The following is a 1,317-nucleotide window of genomic DNA, read 5'->3' as shown; positions in this document are numbered from 1 at the left end:
TGCCGGTCTCGGTCAGGGTCGGGGTGCTCTCGTCTTCGGTCACGCTGCCGGTGTCGCTGCCGGTGATCACCGCCGCGTCGTTCACGCCGGTGATGGTGACGGTGACGGTGTGCTCGGTGCCATCCACAGACTGCACGGTGAAGGTCTCGACCTTGGTCTCCCCTTCACCCAGGTACTGCACCTTGCTGTTGTCGACCTGGTAGGTCCAGGCACCGCCTTCGGTGATGGCGAGGCTGCCCAGCGCACCCGCACTCGGGGTGCCGTTGCCGGCCAGGAACTTGGCCTCGTCGGCGCCATCCACGTCGGTGACGCTCAGGGTGCCGGTCTCGGTCAGCAGCGGGGTGCTCTCGTCTTCGGTCACGCCGCCGGTGTCAGTGCCGGTGATCACCGCCGCATCGTTGACGCCGGTGATGGTGATGGTGACGGTGTGCTCGGTGCCATCCACGGAGGTGACCACAAAGGTCTCGACCTTGGTTTCGCCCTCGCCCAGGTACTGCACCTTGCTGTTGTCGACCTGGTAGGTCCAGGCACCGCCTTCGGTGATGGTCAGGCTGCCCAACGCACCCGCGCTCGGGGTGCCGTTGCCGGCCAGGAACTTGGCTTCATCCGCCCCGTCCACGTCGGTCACGCTCAGGGTGCCGGTCTCGGTCAGCAGCGGGGTGCTCTCGTCTTCCACCACGCCACCAGTGTCGCTGCCGGTAATGACGGCCTCATCGTTGACGCCGGTGATGGTGATGGTGACGGTGTGCTCGGTGCCATCTACGGAGGTGACCACAAAGGTCTCGACCTTGGTCTCCCCTTCGCCCAGGTACTGCACCTTGCTGTTGTCGACCTGGTAGGTCCAGGCGCCGCCTTCGGTGATGGCGAGGCTACCCAGCGCGCCCGCACTCGGGGTGCCGTTGCCGGCCAGGAACTTGGCTTCGTCGACCCCATCCACGTCGGTGACGCTCAGGGTGCCGGTCTCGGTCAGAGTCGGCTTGGTCTCGTCTTCGGTCACGCTGCCGGTGTCAGTGCCGGTGATCACCGCCGCATCGTTGACGCCGGTGATGGTGATGGTGACGGTGTGCTCGGTGCCATCCACAGACTGCACGGTGAAGGTCTCGACCTTGGTCTCCCCCTCGCCCAGGTACTGCACCTTGCTGTTGTCGACCTGGTAGGTCCAGGCACCGCCCTCGGTGATGGTCAGGCTGCCCAGCGCACCCGCACTCGGGGTGCCGTTGCCGGCCAGGAACTTGGCTTCATCCGCCCCGTCCACGTCGGTCACGCTCAGGGTGCCGGTCTCGGTCAGGGTCGGGGTGCTCTCGTCTTCGGTCACGC

General features: G+C 66.4%; 1 protein-coding gene. It reads right to left on the bottom strand.

Annotated features, from left to right (window positions below):
- Nucleotides 1-1,317 (bottom strand): VCBS domain-containing protein (locus tag KW824_RS20570; RefSeq protein ID WP_218410876.1); only part of this gene is annotated, 1,317 nt, incomplete at both ends.

Origin of the sequence: Aeromonas sp. sif0611 (assembly GCF_019218845.1) — a bacterium.
Classification (GTDB): Bacteria; Pseudomonadota; Gammaproteobacteria; order Enterobacterales; family Aeromonadaceae; genus Aeromonas; species Aeromonas media.
Note: the sequence above shows the minus strand (reverse complement) of the source record. Positions and strands in the feature narration are given on the sequence as shown.